At 40.1% G+C, this 18,056-nt stretch carries 18 protein-coding genes and 1 other annotated feature; of the genes, 3 read left to right on the plus strand and 15 right to left on the minus strand.

What is annotated here, in order from left to right; all coding sequences use genetic code 11:
• Positions 1-19 precede the first annotated feature (19 nt).
• From PXH68_RS05250 to PXH68_RS05275, 6 genes are all read right to left on the minus strand, one after another.
• Positions 20-979 (minus strand): ABC transporter substrate-binding protein, encoded by a 960-nt coding sequence (locus PXH68_RS05250; protein ID WP_248028117.1) that lies wholly within the window; start codon positions 977-979, stop codon positions 20-22.
• 464 nt (positions 980-1,443) lie between these two features.
• Entirely contained in the window at positions 1,444-1,782 is a 339-nt protein-coding gene (locus tag PXH68_RS05255) for a YlbF/YmcA family competence regulator (RefSeq protein ID WP_248028115.1), read from the minus strand.
• Between the two features lie 9 nt (positions 1,783-1,791).
• Positions 1,792-2,895, minus strand: coding sequence for a prephenate dehydrogenase (locus PXH68_RS05260; RefSeq protein ID WP_248028114.1), 1,104 nt, complete (start codon positions 2,893-2,895; stop codon positions 1,792-1,794).
• Between the two features lie 8 nt (positions 2,896-2,903).
• The gene (gene aroC, locus PXH68_RS05265) at positions 2,904-4,070 is read right to left on the minus strand and encodes a chorismate synthase (protein ID WP_205031627.1); all 1,167 of its coding nucleotides are present in this window, start codon (positions 4,068-4,070) and stop codon (positions 2,904-2,906) included.
• A complete protein-coding gene (aroD, locus tag PXH68_RS05270; protein WP_248028112.1) occupies positions 4,071-4,745 on the minus strand; it encodes a type I 3-dehydroquinate dehydratase in 675 nt (224 codons plus the stop codon).
• Positions 4,742-5,905 (minus strand): class I SAM-dependent rRNA methyltransferase, encoded by a 1,164-nt coding sequence (locus PXH68_RS05275; RefSeq protein ID WP_248028110.1) that lies wholly within the window; start codon positions 5,903-5,905, stop codon positions 4,742-4,744. The genes aroD and PXH68_RS05275 overlap by 4 nt, the downstream gene beginning before the upstream one ends.
• Positions 5,906-6,025: 120 nt before the next feature.
• On the opposite strand from PXH68_RS05275, the gene PXH68_RS05280 reads away from it, so the two are divergent.
• Both PXH68_RS05280 and PXH68_RS05285 read left to right on the plus strand, forming a co-directional pair.
• Positions 6,026-8,206 carry an LTA synthase family protein gene (locus tag PXH68_RS05280; RefSeq protein WP_248028108.1) on the plus strand — a complete coding sequence of 727 codons (2,181 nt, stop codon included), beginning with the start codon at positions 6,026-6,028 and terminating at the stop codon, positions 8,204-8,206.
• A 483-nt stretch (positions 8,207-8,689) separates the two neighbouring features.
• Positions 8,690-10,035 (plus strand): IS3 family transposase gene (locus PXH68_RS05285; RefSeq protein WP_316715493.1). Its coding sequence is split into 2 segments (ribosomal slippage): positions 8,690-9,131 and positions 9,131-10,035, totalling 1,347 coding nucleotides; the frame shifts between segments, so codons are not numbered across the junction.
• Positions 10,036-10,093: 58 nt separating this feature from the next.
• Here PXH68_RS05285 and rplT read toward each other — a convergent pair.
• The 5 genes from rplT to PXH68_RS05310 all read right to left on the minus strand — a co-directional run bounded on the left by rplT (position 10,094) and on the right by PXH68_RS05310 (position 12,623).
• Complete coding sequence (rplT, locus tag PXH68_RS05290; RefSeq protein ID WP_024531755.1) at positions 10,094-10,453, minus strand: 50S ribosomal protein L20; 360 nt, start codon at positions 10,451-10,453, stop codon at positions 10,094-10,096.
• Between the two features lie 42 nt (positions 10,454-10,495).
• Positions 10,496-10,696, minus strand: coding sequence for a 50S ribosomal protein L35 (gene rpmI / locus PXH68_RS05295; RefSeq protein ID WP_012027223.1), 201 nt, complete (start codon positions 10,694-10,696; stop codon positions 10,496-10,498).
• 24 nt (positions 10,697-10,720) lie between these two features.
• Complete coding sequence (infC, locus tag PXH68_RS05300) at positions 10,721-11,242, minus strand: translation initiation factor IF-3 (RefSeq protein WP_158455217.1); 522 nt, start codon at positions 11,240-11,242, stop codon at positions 10,721-10,723.
• Positions 11,243-11,267: 25 nt separating this feature from the next.
• Positions 11,268-11,397 (minus strand) — a sequence feature (ribosomal protein L20 leader region).
• Positions 11,398-11,423: 26 nt separating this feature from the next.
• Complete coding sequence (cmk, locus tag PXH68_RS05305) at positions 11,424-12,101, minus strand: (d)CMP kinase (protein ID WP_248028517.1); 678 nt, start codon at positions 12,099-12,101, stop codon at positions 11,424-11,426.
• A gap of 9 nt (positions 12,102-12,110) precedes the next feature.
• Positions 12,111-12,623: an SAG1386/EF1546 family surface-associated protein gene (locus tag PXH68_RS05310; protein WP_248028516.1), complete on the minus strand. Its 513-nt coding sequence runs from the start codon at positions 12,621-12,623 to the stop codon at positions 12,111-12,113.
• 46 nt (positions 12,624-12,669) lie between these two features.
• On the opposite strand from PXH68_RS05310, the gene PXH68_RS05315 reads away from it, so the two are divergent.
• Positions 12,670-12,867, plus strand: a complete 198-nt coding sequence (locus PXH68_RS05315) for a ferredoxin (protein ID WP_158455223.1) — start codon at positions 12,670-12,672, stop codon at positions 12,865-12,867.
• Here the strand turns inward: PXH68_RS05315 and PXH68_RS05320 are convergent.
• From PXH68_RS05320 to PXH68_RS05335, 4 genes are all read right to left on the minus strand, one after another.
• Positions 12,856-13,344: an EbsA family protein gene (locus PXH68_RS05320; protein ID WP_248028515.1), complete on the minus strand. Its 489-nt coding sequence runs from the start codon at positions 13,342-13,344 to the stop codon at positions 12,856-12,858. The genes PXH68_RS05315 and PXH68_RS05320 overlap by 12 nt on opposite strands.
• Before the next feature lie 1,333 nt (positions 13,345-14,677).
• The gene (locus PXH68_RS05325; RefSeq protein WP_158455227.1) at positions 14,678-15,823 is read right to left on the minus strand and encodes a glycosyltransferase family 4 protein; all 1,146 of its coding nucleotides are present in this window, start codon (positions 15,821-15,823) and stop codon (positions 14,678-14,680) included.
• Complete coding sequence (locus PXH68_RS05330) at positions 15,816-16,646, minus strand: glycosyltransferase (protein ID WP_158455229.1); 831 nt, start codon at positions 16,644-16,646, stop codon at positions 15,816-15,818. Before PXH68_RS05330 ends, PXH68_RS05325 begins: the two co-directional genes overlap by 8 nt.
• Positions 16,643-18,055, minus strand: coding sequence for an oligosaccharide flippase family protein (locus tag PXH68_RS05335; protein WP_205031634.1), 1,413 nt, complete (start codon positions 18,053-18,055; stop codon positions 16,643-16,645). The genes PXH68_RS05330 and PXH68_RS05335 overlap by 4 nt, the downstream gene beginning before the upstream one ends.
• Position 18,056 lies beyond the last annotated feature (1 nt).

The following is an 18,056-nucleotide window of genomic DNA, read 5'->3' on the forward strand; positions in this document are numbered from 1 at the left end:
TCTCCTAGCTATTTTTTATTTATTTCGCTAATGCTTCAATCGTTGCAGGATCAATTCCCACCGCACTAGCCATTTCTTCGTTCACTGCAATCGCTGCCGTTTCAGGTGTTTCAACTGCCAATTCTGCTGGATCAGCACCTTCAAGGATTTGAACAGCCAACTCACCAGCCTGAACACCGATAGCGTGGTAATCAACTCCGTATGTGAAGAGGGCTGCATCTAGGACAGCGGCATCGGAACCCATTGCAGGGACTTTTGCTTCTTTCAAAATTTCACCGATTGTAGAAGCTGTTGAAGCTACTGTATTGTCTGTTGGAAGATAGATTGCATCAACCTGACCAGCAAGAGACGTCATCACTTGTTGTACATCATTGGTAGATGTAACTGTTTTGATAACAACGGAAACGCCAGCTGCTTCTAGGGCTTTCTTAGCTGTTTCGGCCTGGACCTCTGAGTTTACTTCGCTTGAGTTGTAGAAGATACCAACTGTTTTAGCTTCTGGTACAACTTTGAGCAACATCTCAATTTGACCTTCAACATCTGTCGAATCGACTGAACCTGTCATATTTCCACCAGGTGCTTCCATTGAATTCACTAAACCTGCTTCTACTGGATCCGTTACAGCAGTAAATACTGACGGTGTCTCCGAATCAACACTCAACAAGGCCTGGGCAGCTGGAGTCGCAATAGCAAAGTTTACATTGTTCTCTCCTGCCAACTGCTCCACCATAGTTTGGAGGTTAGCTTGATCACCCTGTGAATTTTGGTAATCAACTGTTATGTTTTCACCTTCCACGTATCCTGCTTCTGCCAAGGCTTCTAAAAATCCTTCACGTGAAGCAGAAAGCGCATCGTGCTCAGCGTATTGGATAATACCAAGTTTTACAGATTCAGAATCGGAAGAGCTTGCCGAACAAGCCGCCAAAGTTACTGCTGACAATAGAGCTACTGAGCTCAATACAATTTTTTTAAACCCCATAAGTTTAATCTCCTTTAATTTTTTGAAATGATGCCATTTATCATCGGTCTGTAGCATGCAGGATACAAAAATGGGACCGTCCTAGATATATCTAAACGGTCCCAATTCTACTGTATAAGAAAAACAGAATGAGCGACTGGCCTATTTAGATATAACATCTATGTAGGCAACGTCAAAACAACCACAGCCACATAGATACAAACTTTACGTTCCCGTGTTTGTATCCATGAACTTCATGTCTACAAACACTATCTAAAATAGCTGTAGAAATACTTCTGATTGACTGATTGTGTTTGACAAGCTGTCTTCATACTGTGTCTCCTTTTCTCATTTCATTTAGGTTAGTAAAATAATAAAACTTTTTGATGGATTTGTCAAGCAATTTTATCCAGAATTGTCAGATTTTTTCAACTTTTTTGAAAATATTTCAAATATGAAAAAAAATATAGCCTTTCGGCCATATTTTACAGCAATTCATTTAATGGTTGGAAGATAATGCGTTCCAAATCAGCTACATAGGTTCCAAGAATTTGTTGTTTACTGAAATATTCAACAAGTAATGGATTGGCCTGAACTTGTTTATTAAACTCAACCATTTTTTTCTGAACATCCTCACCTGGAATTTGACCAGCCTGCAACTGTGCTTGGACATCTTTTTGGAAATTGACATAGTTTTCCAAGATTGTTTTGGCTTCCTTATTGCCATCGATTGAAACCTTAATCGCTTCGACTGCCTTGTATTCAGGTAAGTTTCGAATGGCGCGCTCCAATTGGTTGGCAATATCATAGACATTTGTTGACATAAGTTGCTCCTATTCTATCGAGATACTATAAGAAGTCTTCTCCTCCAATCGACGAAAAGCTTCTTGTTGATCTCGTTTATTTTTAAACGTTATTTGTAAAATACCATGAATATCTTCTCGATTTTCTTCATTAATACGAATATTGACGACTGAAATACCACGTAGAATTTCAAGTATGGCAAGAATGATGTCCTCTTGGTCTGGAACTGTGATAAACAGATCATAGAAGGAATCGACACCAGCTCGCTTATGGATTTCCATAGCTTTTCGTGTCTGCCGACCTGCTTCAAAGAACTGCCAGATTGCTTCTTCATCGCCTGCTTGAATCATGTGTGCAACTTGGTCTAGCCTAGCTTGAAATTCTTGCATTCTCTCTAAGATACTCTCACGGTTGGACAAAAGAATGCTAGTCCACATACCAGGCTCGCTCTCAGCGATCCGCGTCATATCCCGAAAACCACCTGCTGCAAAATTGTTGGTCAGGGGGTAGTCAGAAACGTAGGCCCCGGCTTGATTCATCAAACTGGAAGCCAAAACATGCGGAAAATGAGAAACTTGACTGGTAATGCGGTCATGGTCCTGGGCAGAAATCTCAATAAAGCGTGCTCGGAGGCCAGATAACAAATCTGTCATCCGGGCTATCGCGTCCTTTTTCGTTGCTAAAGAAGGGGTGAAAATGTAATAAGCATTTTCAAACAAGTGGACATCTGCTGCCGCCGCCCCTGTCTTATGGCTACCAGCCATTGGATGACCACCGATAAAATTCACATTCTTAGGTGCCAAATAGGTATCTGCTGCTGCAACAATTTCTGCCTTGGTAGAACCTGCATCCGTAACCAAGACCTGTTCTTTCAAATCAAGAGTTGCCAGTTTTTTGATAAATTGAATGGTTTGCTTAATGGGAAGACATAAGATTATGACATCTGCCTCAGCCGCAAACTTTTCAAAACAATCCGTCGCAGCATCAATCATCCCAGCTTCGAGCGCGATAATCCGTGATTCCTGACTTCGATTGTAACCTAACAAACGGTATTCCGGATGGTCACGTCGAATTCCAAGAGCAATGGAAGCTCCTATTAAGCCGAGCCCAGCGATATAAATCGTTTTTGACATAGACTCACCTAGAATTCTTTCGTGAACTGACGGTGTTTGTCAACCGCTTCTTTCAATTCCTCCATGTTATCAGAAGAGAATTTTTCTAAAATTTCAGTTGCAAGTACGGTTGCTACGACAGCTTCCATTACAACGCCTGCTGCAGGAAGAGCCGTAGGATCTGAGCGTTCAACCGTTGCCTTATAAGGCTCGTGGGTTTCAATATCTACGGACATGAGTGGCTTATAGAGAGTCGGAATCGGCTTCATAACACCACGAATCACAATAGGTTCTCCGTTGGTCATCCCGCCTTCAAATCCTCCAAGGTTATTGGTACGACGCGTATAGCCTGCTTCTTCAGACCATACGATTTCGTCCATGACCTGACTGCCTTTTAAGTAGCCCGCCTGGAACCCTACGCCGAATTCAACCCCTTTAAAAGCATTGATGGAAACAACCGCTTGAGCTAGTTTGGCATCCAATTTCTTATCCCATTGTACATAGGAACCCAAACCAACTGGCACTCCTCCAACGATGGTTTCAACAACGCCACCAATGGTATCCCCATCACGTTTGATTTGGTCGATATAGGCTTTGATCTCGTCTTCACGCTCTTGGTTGACAATAGATACCTCCGATTGAGCAGCCAACTCCCGTACTTGAGCAACGCTTAGGCCATCTGGGACATCAATTTCTTTACCACCAAAGACGACTACATGATTGGCAATTTCCATGTCTAATTCTGCTAAAATTCGTTTGGCAACAGCGCCAACTGCCACACGCATAGTGGTCTCGCGCGCACTTGATCGTTCGAGTGAATTGCGCAAATCATCAAATCGATATTTAATACCACCAACTAGGTCAGCATGCCCAGGTCGTGGTCGCGTGATGCGGCGCTTACTTTTCAACTTATCATCAATATCTTCGACTGACATGATTTCCAACCATTTTTGATGGTCTTTATTAGTGACATTGAGTGTAATAGGAGCTCCAGTTGTTTTCCCATGTCGGACACCGGCAGTGATTTCCACCTGGTCGGTTTCAATTTGCATGCGAGCACCTCGACCGTATCCTCCCTGACGGCGTTTCAGGTCTTCATTAATCTGCTCTGCTGTTAAAGGTAGTCCAGCAGGCACTCCCTCAATAATGGCTGTTAATCGTGGTCCATGGGATTCTCCCGCTGTTAAATATCTCATCTAGTTCTCCAGTATTTCTAAAAATTTGCGTGTATTTGCTAGGGACATTTGTCCTGGTGCACTAGCTTCGTCCAGGCTAGCAAAGGTCCAGCAGGAACCTGTTACAACTCCTGCTATACGCGACAGTTTTCCAAAACGCCCCATTGACATAGTCGCAAAGGCTTGGCCGGCGTGGAGGTTTTTAAAGGCACGTGTAAAGTTCATCACATCCAGTACATCCTGTTCGGTGTTAGCCATCACAGCCATCTTCACCACAGCAGGAGATAGACTAGTCAGCTCTGAAATGATCTCCATAAAATTATCGGGTGTTTCAATGAAGTTATGGTAGCTGAGAACCAAATTTGGAAATTCCAACATCTGATCAAAGACATCCCGATGACTATAGTATTCAAAGTCGATATAATCAGGCTGATAAAGAGCTGCCACTTCCTTGATCAAGTGCACATAGTCCTGGTTCGATAGATCAATCAAACCACCTTCTTTGGTCGTTCGAAGAGTGAAAAGAATTTCACGGCCGACAAATTTCTCAAAAACAGCTGGCGCAACTGTCAAAATCTGTTCTTTTGGAAGATAATCTGCTCTCCATTCAATGATGTCGGCATCTGCCAAACGCTCAGCATCCAGTGCTAAGAGCTCTTCCATATTTTGGGGCATGATGGGGACGATAATTTTCATTTTTCTACCTGTATCGTAAATACCTTGAGGTAATTACTACTTTCATCAGATTGATTCACCGCAAAATCACTTGGGAGGCGGTAGGTGGCAAGATATTTGTGAGGAATACCTGCAAAACCTTTTTCAATTTGCGCTTTAAATTTTTCAATCGAAAGATTGGATGCGTTGGTCGAGGTGATCAATACCCCTTTGGGATTTAAAATCGTCAAGGCCTGCGAAACCAGTTTGTGGTAATCTTTCACAACTGAAAAAGTTTGTTTTTTATTGCGAGCAAAGCTTGGTGGATCGATGACAATGACATCAAAACCAAGACCTTTTTTCTGAGCATACTTAAAATATTCAAACACATCCATGACATGGAAGAAATGCTGCTCCAAGTCGATATGGTTGGCAACAAAATGCGCTTGAGACAATTCTCTTGATCGCTTAGCCAAGTCAACTGAGCGGGTCTCAACTGCTCCACCCATAGCAGCAGCAACAGAAAAAGCTGCTGTATAAGAGAACATGTTGAGGACTGATTTACCAGCGGCTAAACCATCCACTAGGCTACCACGGACTTGGTGCTGATCCAAGAAAATCCCCGTCATCAATCCATCATTTAGAAAGACCTGATAAGAGACACCATTTTCTAGAATGGTAAAGTTAGCAGGAGCTTCCTGACCGAAAAGATGGGCTGATTCATAGTCCAATCCCTTGAACCGAATTTTTTCATAACCACCAGCCAGCTCTGGATAGACGGACTGAAAAGCTGCTACAATCGTTTCTTTCTGCGAATAAACAAAGGCATTGTACCAAGAAAAGAGAGCAAAATCTCCATATAGATCAATGCTCAAGCCACCAAAACCATCTCCATCTTGGTTAAAAATCCGAAAAGCCGTTGTATGAGAATCCTCAAAATATGCCCGACGCTTGGACTTGGCAGCTTGAAATAGATTATGGTAGAAAACAGAGTCCAGTTTTCGTTTACCAGTTCCAATATACCAGCCGATTCCCTTGTTTTGCTGTGATAGATAGGCTGTTCCGAGCAATTGACCGGACTGATCTTGCAATTCAACTACCGTTTCCATCTCCAAGGATTCAGGAAAATCTCCCGCATCCAACAATTGGATCCCTTTTCTTATTTTCTTGGCAACCTGTGCCCCAACTGTCAGTTTCTTCATATACTAATTATATCAGAAATTCTGAAATTAAATTTAAAAAAACTTCTATCTTTTATCCTAATTTTGAAAGTATGTTATAATGGACTGAGATTTTATTTTTACTCGAAGAGGAATAGATTTTTGAATAAACTTTTGAACTCCCTGAAAAAAGGGTTGAAAACACGACTAGGTTTTGTCCTACTATTGGTAGGCATTTATTGGCTAAAATCGATTTGGGCTTACTACATTGACTTTGACTTGGATATGAAGGGCTTCTACCAAAACATGCTGGCCTTCATCAATCCTATTCCATTTGGATTACTGCTAATTGGCGCTTCCCTTTACATCCGTAAGACCAAGGTATTTTATGGATTTGCCTTTGCTATTTATTTTATTTTATTCTCTTGGCTGTTTTCAAATGCCATCTATTACAGGGAATTTTCTGATTTCATTACCATCTCGACTATGATGGCGACTTCAAGTGTCTCCGCAGGTTTGGGCGAAGCCGCTTTAAAACTCTTTCGGATCTGGGACCTAGTTTATCTGCTGGATTTCATCATCTTTGGTGTTCTACTCGTTAAGAAAATGGTGGTGTTGGATAAAAAGGCTTTCCCAATCCGCCAAAGCTTTGCTATCACAGCCTTATCTGTTATGCTTGCTTCAGCTAACCTCTTTCTGGCTGAAATCGATCGCCCAGAACTACTGTCTCGCGGTTTTTCAAATACCTATATCGTCAGAGCTCTTGGATTACCAGCCTTTCTCGGCTATAATGCTAACCAGACCTATAAGGCCCATCAAGACCGTTCAGGAGCTACTGCTGAAGATTTGGTTCCTGTTCAGGAGTACATTTCTGAACACTATGCTGCACCAAACGACCAGTATTTTGGCATTGCCAAGGGTCGAAATGTTATCTATATCCACTTAGAAAGTTTGCAACAGTTCGTCATTGACTATAAGTTGAATGTCGATGGGGTTGACTACGAAGTGACTCCCTTCCTCAATTCCCTCTACCACTCTTCATCCACTCTCGCCTTTTCAAACTTCTTTAACCAGGTTAAGGCAGGTAAAACTTCTGATGCTGAGACCATGATTGAAACTTCTCTATTTGGACTCAACCAAGGGTCCTTTATGGTCCAATACGGAGGCACCAATACCCAACAAGCTGCCCCTCATATCTTAGCTCAAAACGGAGGTTATAGCTCGGCTGTCTTCCATGGAAATGCAGGAAGTTTTTGGAACCGTAACAATACCTACAAACAGTGGGGCTACAATTACTTCTTTGATCAATCCTATTTCACTGAACAAACGGATGAAAACTCCTTCCAATACGGACTGAACGATAAAATCATGCTTGCTGACTCTATCGAATATCTAGAGCATATGCAACAACCTTTCTACGCAAAATACATCACTGTATCCAATCACTATCCTTATACAACCAGTTTGATCGGAGATGAGATCGGCTTCCCATTGGCCCAAACAGATGATGAAACTATCAATGGTTACTTTGCTACCGCTAACTACTTGGATTCTTCCATCGAAGCTTTCTTTAATTACTTAAAAGCTACTGGCTTGTATGAAAAATCCGTAATTGTTCTCTACGGAGACCATTACGGGATCTCAAATTCACGCAACCCTGACTTAGCACCTTTGATCGGCAAGGATTCTGAAACATGGTCTGATTATGACAATGCCATGTTGCAACGTGTACCTTACATGGTTGTTATTCCTGGTATGACAACTGGCAAGATTATCGATACCTACGGAGGGGAAATCGATGCCCTACCAACCCTTGAACACCTGCTTGGTATTGAGGCAAATAATTTCCTTCAGGTCGGCCAAGACCTCTTGTCTCCTGAAAATGACCAAGTTGTCGCCATGCGTACTTCTGGAACCTTTATTAGTCCAAAATACACCAGCTATGCAGGGAAATTGTACTATACAGAAACCGGTGAGGAAATCACCAATCCAGATGAAACAACAATTGCCGAAGTTGAGGCCCTCAAGGCCGCTGCCGCTGCCCAATTAGCAGCGAGTGATGCTATTCAAACAGGTGACTTGATTCGTTTCTTTGACAATGGCCTCCCAACAGTGGATACTAGCCAGTTCTCCTACCTCAATTCTCTAGAGGCAGAATTGGCCATTGAAAAAGCTCTGGGCAATCAATCAACCAGCCTATATAGTCAAAATGGCAATCAATCAACGGTGAACCTCTTTAAGGCACCAAGCTATCAGGAACTACATAGTTCAACAAGTGCTTCTTCCTCTACTTCTACAAGTACAAGCACGACAACTTCAACCTCTTCGACAAGCGGAGAATAATTAAAAAAATGAGACTGGGCAAAAAGCCTAGGGACACTTCTCAGAGTTCGTGTCAACATCTCAGCGCAGTGGTTGATTGGGTTTAACAGTCCAGTGGACTGTTAAAGGTTAGAGATAAGATTTGCGAAGCAAATCTCAGCAATTCGTGCTTTGCACTCCAAATCTAGCCTCTACGACTGATGCGAACAGAGTTCACTTCATTTCCAACCTCCAACAGTCACTAATCTGACTGTTGGAGCTATGCAGGGATGGGAGTAAAATAGTCCAGTGGACTATTTTAGCTCGAACCTACTGTTTGGAAGTGAGGGTGAACTCTTTTTTTGACTTAATCAAGTTCTTTCCAACTCCCATTTTCTTATTGACAAACAAATTTCACATTTTCAATTTTTGAATGATTTTCTCTTCTTCATACAAAAAAGACTGGTCAAGTGAACTGCACCCCAAAAGTTAGACACAAAATCTAACGATTGGGGTGTTTTTCTTATGAAATTAAGTTATGAAGATAAACTAGAAATATATGAGCTGAGAAAGAGTGGCGTGTCGTGGGTCAACCTTAGCCAGATATACAAGGTCACTATTGCCAATCTCACATACATGATAAAACTCATGGATCGATATGGCGTGGAAAGCGTTGAAAAAGGTAAAAATAGGTATTATTCACCTGAATTAAAGCAAGAAATAATGGATAAGGTCTTGATTCATGGGTGCTCTCAACTCTCAGTTTCCCTTGATTATGCCTTGCCAAATCGAGGAATGCTTCCCAATTGGATAGCACAATACAAGAAAAACGGGTATACTATTCTTGAAAAACCAAGAGGGAGACCGAGCAAGATGGGACGTAAACGCAAGAAAACCTGGGAAGAGATGACGGAATTAGAGCGCCTTCAAGAGGAAAATGAACGTCTTCGAACTGAGGTGGCCTTCCTAAAAAAGTTGAGAGAACTTCGCTTGAGGGACGAAACACTAGTGCGCGAACAGCAGAAACAATTAGAGATATGGTCCAAGGAGGATTCCGACTAGACCTCCTACTTGCGACAGCTAAAATGCCTCGCTCAACTTATTATTATCAAGTCAAGCAACTGGAGAAACCCGACAAGAACAAAGCCATTAAGGCTGAAATTCAAGCCATTTATGATGACCATAAAGGTAATTACGGCTATCGTCGGATTTATTTAGAACTCAGAAATCGAGGTTTCTTCATCAACCACAAAAAGGTGCAGCGCTTGATGACAGTCATGGGCTTAGCGGCTCGTATTCGTCGTAAGCGCAAGTATGCTTCTTACAAAGGTGAGTTGGGTAAGAAGGCTGATAATCTGATTAAACGTCAGTTTGAGGGATCTAAGCCTTATGAAAAATGTTATACCGATGTGACGGAGTTTGCTTTGCCTGAAGGGAAACTCTACTTATCGCCTGTTCTTGACGGCTATAATAGTGAGATTATTGATTTTACCCTGTCTCGGTCACCTGACTTGAAACAGGTTCAAACCATGCTTGCGAAGGCTTTTCCAGCAGATTTATACAGTGGGACTATTCTCCACAGCGATCAAGGTTGGCAATACCAGCACCAGTCTTACCATTACTTTTTGGAAACCAAAGGCATTCGACCATCCATGTCCCGCAAAGGGAATAGCCCAGATAATGGGATGATGGAGTCTTTCTTTGGCATTCTCAAATCTGAAATGTTTTATGGACTCGAGACATCTTATCAATCACTTGATGAGCTTGAAGAAGCTATTACAGATTATATTTTTTACTACAACAACAAACGAATAAAAGCAAAATTAAAAGGACTTAGTCCTGTCCAATACAGAACTAAATCCTTTCAATAATTATTTGTCCAACTTTTTGGGGGCAGTTCAAAGCCAGTCTTTTGAAAATATTCAAAGATTATTTTCCAAGTTTTGCTTTAGCAGCATCTGCAAGAGCTGTGAAAGCTGCTGCATCGTTAACTGCCAAGTCAGCAAGCATTTTGCGGTTTACTTCGATTTCTGCCAATTTCAAACCGTGCATCAATTGTGAGTATGACAAACCGTTCATGCGAGCAGCCGCGTTGATACGAGTGATCCACAATTTACGGAAATCACGTTTTTTCTGACGGCGGTCACGGTATGCATAGTAGTAAGAGTTCATTACTTGTTCTTTCGCAGTGCGGAACAAGAGATGCTTCGCTCCATAGTAACCTTTTGCTAATTTTAAAATACGTTTACGGCGTTTACGAGAAACAACGCCACCTTTAACACGTGCCATGTATATTTCCTCCGAATAATTCTCTAATTTCTAGTAATCGACTTATTTAAGTCCTGTAAGCATTGATTTGATACGCTTGAAGTCACCAGCATGTACCATACCTGCTTTACGAAGGTGACGACGTTGTTTTTTAGTTTTACCGTGGAAACGGTGTGAAGTATATGCGCGGAAGCGTTTCAAGCCACCAGAACCTGTACGTTTGAAACGTTTAGCTGATGCGCGGTGAGTTTTTTGTTTTGGCATGATATTCTCCTTTTGCTAAAAAGCTTATTTTTTGTCTGAAGCTGGGGCCAATTGCATAAACATTTGACGACCGTCCATCTTAGCACGCTGTTCGATAATAGCGATATCCTGAGTTGCTTCAGCAAACTCTGCTAGAACTTTTGCTCCAACTTCCTTATGGGTAATCATACGCCCCTTAAAGCGAATGGATACCTTGACCTTGTTTCCTTTTTCAAGGAATTTACGAGCATTACGAAGTTTTGTCTCAAAGTCGCCCTTATCAATAGTTGGGCTAAGACGTACTTCTTTTACAGTGACAACACTTTGTTTCTTGCGTTGTTCCTTCTGTTTTTTCTGGTACTCAAATTTGAACTTTCCATAGTCCATAATTTTTGCAACAGGTGGTTTCGCTTGCGGTTGAATTAACACAAGGTCAACGTTAGCAGCGTCAGCTAATGCTTGTGCTTCGTTGAGTGGTTTAATACCCAACTGTTCACCCTCAAGGCCGATAAGACGAACTTCACGCACTCGAATTTCATCATTGATGAACAAATCTTGCTTTGCTATGGCTTTTCACCTCATTTTATTTTTTTCGAGAAAAACGAAACGGACTTGCTAAACAAGTCCGCACTACATCATTAGTCTTTCCGAAGAAATCTTGAACATGTAGGGCCAGACAACGTTAGTCGCAAGGCGAGAAGCTCTCACTTCTGCTTTTCTCAATACGACTATTCTAACATGTCTAAACTTACTTGTCAAGGATTTCTTTTGCTTTTTCTGAGATAAATGCTACAACGCCTTCGATAGAAACACCTGTTGTATCAAAGGTAATGGCATCATCTGCAGCTTTCAGGGGAGAAACTGCCCGATTAGAATCTTTATAGTCACGAGCCGAAATCTCCTCTTTCAAGGTTTCCAAGTCTGTCTCGATACCACGTTCCGTATTTTCCTTAAAACGTCGAAGTGCACGCTCTTCAACAGAGGCAATAAGGAATATTTTGAGTTCCGCCTGTGGTAAAACAACTGTTCCAATATCGCGACCATCCATCACGATCCCACCAGCCTTTGCAATCTCCTGCTGCAAGGCAACTAGTTTCTCTCGAACAGGCGCAAGCGCTGAAACCCAAGATACATTGTTGGTCACATCGTTGTCACGAATAGCCAAGCTAACATCTCTTTGACCGAGAAAGACGCGCTGTTGACCATCCTGATTCCGATCAAACGAAATCGGCTCCTGATCAACAAGTTCCAAGAGTTGACCAACCTGATCTTCAGCCAATTGGTGTTCCAATGCCAACAAAGTGACCGCACGGTACATGGCACCAGTATCAAGATAGGTATAACCCAACTGTTTGGCAATAATTTTCGCGACGGTTGACTTACCACTCGAAGCTGGTCCGTCAATTGCAATTTGAATTGATTTCATCGTACTCCTTTATTTGATCCGAACAACATCACCCGGATGAGCTAACCAAGAACCAGTGGTCATCTTTTCAGGGTTCAAACTTTCTAACTGAGCAATCGAAATACCTGCACGTGCTGCAATGGATCCTACACCTTCGCCAGCTTGAACAGTCAATGTCGAACCATCTCCTGTATCTGTCAAAGTCGAGCTACTTGATGAAGCAGTTGTTTCCGTGCTAGAAACTTCAGTCGACTCTTCTATACTCGTACTTGATTCTGTCGAAGTTGATGAAGAGCTGGACTCAGTTGTAGAACTTACTACTGCGCTACTTGCACTAGCATTATAAAATCCTTCTGTTGAGTTTGTGTTGCTACCACCCATCGACAAATACAAGGCAGTGATTATAATTGCCAATACGATAATCGCGAAAATGACGGCTAAAATTGTAAAAATCTTCGAACTAGAATAGCCCTTCATCACGCGACTCTTACGACTGGTTTCAGTTGCTTCATAAATTTCTTCATTCCATGGTTCTTGAGACATAATGCTTCTCCTTGTCTTTTTTATTATAAATCGTTAAAATATAGGTATGAAAATTCAATTAATTCCAGAAAAATGTATCGCTTGCGGCCTCTGCCAAACCATCTCAAATGAATTTGACTACGACGATGACGGAATTGTCCTTTTAGCATCCGCCCCAGCATCCCTAGAAAAAGAATTTCCAAACCAAGCAGAATTATTACTTGCAGCCAAATCCTGTCCAACCAAAGCCATTTTAGCGGACTGATTTGGCTTTTTCTGAATAATACACTTCAAAATAGTCTTGTTTTTTCAAATGGTCAACCAACTCCACTTCCCCCCGGAAGTGAGTATGACGGGCCAAGTCGTTAATAAAATATTTCTTGGGCCATTTTCGCATACAGAAAGACAAGCCCGACGGATAATCACTAGAGTAGAGCGTGATCGAAAGAACCGATACCTCTACTTTTTCTATACTAGCAATCGCAATACGACTTTTCCGAAAAGGATTTGCAGAAGCAATTCTCAAATCTCCCTCTTCCAAGACGAAATAGCGATGAAAACCCGCTCCAAACAAAACGATAAATATCAAGAAGAGGATAAAAATCACATTTGGAATCCGAGCTTTTTCATACAAAAGCGACAGCCCAATAAATACCGGCGCCACAGCCATTGACCAATAAATCACAGCCCAGGCCAACTCCGGCTGCCAATGGTAGCGAACCTTACCAAAGATTTTAATCATAGTACCACCTTCATATTATTTTAGCATAAAAAGAAATATTTTCATACGAAAAATTCAGTCTTTTTATAGAACAATTGGATTTTTGGTAGAAAAAACTTTCTAAAGCATTCCCTCCCTCATAAAATTAATAACTTCAAATACCACTTTTGTACAGTTTAGCAAATAAAAGCAATAGCCGCACAACAGAATTTTTTGAAAAATTTCCATATTTGTTATTTGTTGCTTTTTGAGAGTAAAAAACTCCCTCGCTAATATACTCACATTAGAAAAACTCCTATGGAGATAACACGAGAATCAAGGAGGTGAGTCTTGAACTTATTAATTGAAAAGCGAAGATTCTATCCAAAATTTCCTCAGAATTAGAGACAAAGAATCACCATTGATGAATATAGCATGAGCACTCATTCACTTGGATTACATTGACTATCACCTAGAATCCGCTAGCTTCGCGCTACTTATTCTCCTCCCAAAGCATCTATTCAAATGCAAAGAATGAAGAAAAATAAATTTAATTGTACAAAGTTTCAACTCCCTAGATATCATCAATCTCCCTGATAGAAGAGCCAAATTAATTAGCTGAAACCACTCTCTAACCCCTACTAAAAAGGTAAGAAATCGAGCAAAGTCAGAATTTTGCACCTACTACAAATTGGATAAATAACCATCACCTAACACTAAAGTTATTCTACACCGTTTCCACATCGTGTAGAATCTCAGTCACGTTAACCGTATTCGGATCAAAATCTTGAATCAATTCGATAAAAATCTCACGAATATAACACTTAAACTTTAATACAATGGGATTGCCACAAGCACAGTAATAGACAATTTTATCGTTCTATGTTGCGAGTGCACTTGAAATCCTAGAAAATCTCTACTCCTCTTCAGATGAGTTTCAATAGTATTAAGAACGTTGCCAGTTACACTTATTTCATTACCGAGAAAAGAAATCAAAACACTTCTTTTCCATCATCGAACAGAAAATGACCTTGGTTAATTCTATATTTCAGAAGATATTTAAGACATTTCTATCTATGGGATAAAGACAAGATTTAAAACTCCATTGAATTCCCTAATATCAACACAAAATTATATGCTACTAACAGCCTTATCAAAGTCTTTAAACACAATGCCTATAGTTTCAGTAAATTCCAAAAGTGTAAAAAACGGATTTTGATTGCCCCAACTATTAAAAAGAGAAGACCAAATGGGTCCTCTCAAAATGTTAAGTTTTGCTTATCTAATTACAGTTGATAGAGAGCGTTAATTGACTTTGGAATGTTTTTTCAATATACTTCATTATTTGGTTATTCCAGAACATCTTTTTATACCTTCATCGCATACCTTTCAATATACTCTCCACGTGCTTAGCTGTTTGTGTCCAAGTAAAATTCTCTAAAATCCGTTTATGGATATTAACTTGTAAAGCTAGCCTTTTAGTCTCATCAGTTACCAAATCCTTCAAAGCCTCTGCTAAAGATTGCACATTTTCTTCAATGATAACTCCCAAATCATCGCAATTGATGACTTCGATAGTTCCACCCCTATCAGTAGCAATTATGGCAGAACTTAACATACCAGCTTCTAGGATAGAAGTCGGTAATCCTTCTGGATACATTGACGGATAGACAAAAATATCCGTCTGCGCCATCAAAGACATAGTGTCCTTAAAATCACATTTCCCAAGAAAACGAATACGGTCTGATTCATATTGTGCTATCAACTCCTCAAACAAGGGACCGTCTCCAGCGATATTCAACTTAACTGTATCCGGAAACTGATTAAGTTCGAAAGCTTCCAAAAGAACTTCTATTCCTTTTTCTTTAAGCAAGCGTCCAGCATAAGTGACAAAAATTTCATCCTCAGACTTGTCCAGCAAATAACTTTCTGAAAAATTAAGAGCAAGGTCAGCTGACACCGAATTATAAATCACCCCTTCAGCTTCTATCCCAAAATGCATCAACCATTGAGTAGAGCGCTCTGAAACTGCATAAAAATACTTGGTCAATTGTTTCACATAGGCAGTTAGCACATGCTCATAGATAGCACCAAAGAAATCAAGAAAACGGTTATTTACCGTAAAATGACTCGATCCATGTTCAATGACTAAGCTAGGAATACCGCTCTTTTTAGCAAAACGAAGTCCCGCAAGAGTTGTGAGGTGAAATCGGGTATTGCAGATAACATAGTCAATCTCTTCCTCTGACAAAGCAGTCATCAACTGGCGATAGGTAGCGTTAATATCTAAAATAGGATAACGTTGCTTGAAAAGTTTCTTAACAGGTAGGCGATAAATCACACGGCCGTCAAGCATTTCCTCCCTGTCAGCTAAACTCTCATCATGCTTACTAGTCACCATGATGATGCGGTATCCCATCTTTGTCAGTTCCTCCGTCAACTTATCAGTATAACGCTCAATACCTCCTAAAAAAGGCAGATAGTACCCTGAAAAAAAAACAATTGTTTTTTGGTTAGACATTTTTTTCAACCTTTACTTTTAAACCGTCAATCAAACCACGAACCATAGCTGACAATTTTTGCCATTTCTGATTTTCATAAAGAAAAATTTTAATAAACTCATCACGGCATTGAACTAAAAAAGATTTTGTTGTAGCATTTTTCCCATATTTTTTATATAAATAAACACTATTTCTAACGCGATAATATTTTCGAAGTGCAGAGTGATTAGAGGTATAGGCTGTTCTACCTAAGAAATTTATTTTCTTAGCTTCACCTATTTCATGGATAAATCCAATTTGATTGACCCTATAAACTTTATAACCAAGACGTTGAAACTCAAAGTTAATATCGTAATCCACCATATCAATAAACATCCATTCATCAAAACGCTTGGAGATTTCAAAAACTGACGTTTTCATCAAGGCAGCCGAGGTGATCACACATGAAACCTCCTCAAATTTATCACTATAGATTCTTGAATCTTCCTGATTCAAATCTCGATATAAACAGGATAATGTTCCTACTTGAGGTAAATCCAAATATGGCATATAAATCTGCATTAAATCATCATTAATAACCGTATCTTGATCCAAAGTCAAAAACCAATTGTAATGATTATCAATAGCATATTGACCGATAATATTTAAAGCAGCGGCAATCCCCTTGTTCGAGTGCAAAGGAATGACTTCCACTTCCGAAAAAGTAGTCTGGAGGAGTGATAGATTATCTGAACCATTATCGACAATAACTAATTTATCAACTTGAGAAATGACTGCTTCTACATTTTTTCTCAGACGCTCCATTTCAGGATTAAAGGTCACAATTCCTGCCAAAAATTTCATCGTTTAAAATCCTTTACTAACGTAATAACTGGTGCTTTTAATAGAAGCACCATACATATATAAATTGTAGCACCTAGAACCGCTTGTAAGGTATAGTGCAATAGATTGACAGACATATGACTATTCAAATAGTGAACAACACCCATTGTTACAAATGCGGATAGACTGTATTTCCACATACCATTTGTCAATTCTCTGAAACTAAAGACATCTCTGAGGGAATAAGCTTGATAACCAGACACAACTAACTCAGTGAGAACTGTTGAAATTACTGCACCCATGGCGCTCATTCTTGGAATCAAAATTATATTTAAAATAATATTTGTCACCAATCCTGCAACAGCCGAAATGGTATAGTCTTTAGTTCTCTTGGAAGCTAGGAGATATTGTGTCCCTAAAGCATTTCCGTAAGAAATGAGAATAATCATTAATGATTGAACTTGCATCAAAGAAGCAACAGGGCCGTATTCATTACCAAAAAAGTACGTAGCAAAAGTCCCAGAAACAGCTACTAATCCTGCAATCAAGAGCATTGAAATCGCATTACTAAGGTCAATCAACTTCAGCAAAAGACTTCTGGCATCCTCTCTTTTATTTTCCGAAAAGAGTGCTGATAATCGAGGAAGAAAAACTCCACCAATAGAAGCTACCAAAGTGAACATAATTCTCACAATCTTATCTGACTGATCAAAATATCCTGCACTGACGACAGTATCCATCAAACCTAACATACTTTTATTGAGAGATAAATAAATTTGCATGGTAATTTGAGGCAAGAAAAGACCTAAGGTTGGTAGGAAGTGTCTCCATATATTGAGTTCCCTCAGCGGAAGCCATATAACCTCTGTCTTTAGATAAGGCCACACTGTTAAATTTCCTAGAACAGTAGAACCAGCAATTAAAGCCATGTAAATCCAGAGATCTTCTGCGGTCTTAACAAGTAAGAAAGTCAGAACCACTGTCGTTAGTCTAACAATTGTATTTCTAACAACAATTCTCTTGAAATCTTCCCGACCAGTGTAATACCAGGAAATATCCGTTGCAACAGATAAAAGATTAAGTCCTTGAATAAGAAAATAAAATTTCCATTTGTTACTAGCTATAACCAATACTAGAAACACCAGACTAGAGGCTGCAGTTGAGGCAAATTTTAGAAAAACCAATTCCCAAAAAACTCTGCTACGCTTCTCTCTATCTCTTTGAACATACGCAATTTCACGATTCCCATAAAGGCCAACTCCAAGCGCTGCAGCCAATGTAAAATAAGTAACTATGGATCCAGTATATGCATTGATTCCAATTCCTTCTGGAGATAGAACTCTTGCAACATAAGGTGTTGTAATCAGTGGCAATAATAATGCCAAAATTTGATATGAGGCATTATAAATTATATTTTTAACTAATTTCATA

The organism is Streptococcus sp. 29896, assembly GCF_032594915.1.
Lineage (GTDB): Bacteria > Bacillota > Bacilli > Lactobacillales > Streptococcaceae > Streptococcus > Streptococcus suivaginalis.